General features: G+C 27.6%; 1 protein-coding gene. It reads left to right on the forward strand.

Annotated features, from left to right (window positions below; all coding sequences use genetic code 11):
• Nucleotides 1-261, forward strand: a 261-nt coding sequence (locus ACY2RW_RS16195) for a hypothetical protein (RefSeq protein ID WP_490123769.1), incomplete at both ends; no start/stop codon positions are given.

Below are 261 nucleotides of genomic sequence, written 5' to 3' on the forward strand. Positions count from 1 at the left end.
TCAGCGAAAGTTGATACTTTAGGTCAATTTGCATGGGATATTTTAGCCGAGAGAAAAACTATTATTCATAACAAAGATGTTCTTCATACTGCTGGAGGAGGAATTACAGTTGTAGAAAATATAGTAGATACTATAGGTTATTTTCCAGGAAAATATTACACAATTGACAGTACTGCTAACTCAATAATGACGAATAATTTAAGTTGGATTAATATTGATAAATTTGTAGAAAATAAATCATCATTAGATTTTAAAATAAAT

The organism is Polaribacter sp. 2305UL8-11 (assembly GCF_058147165.1).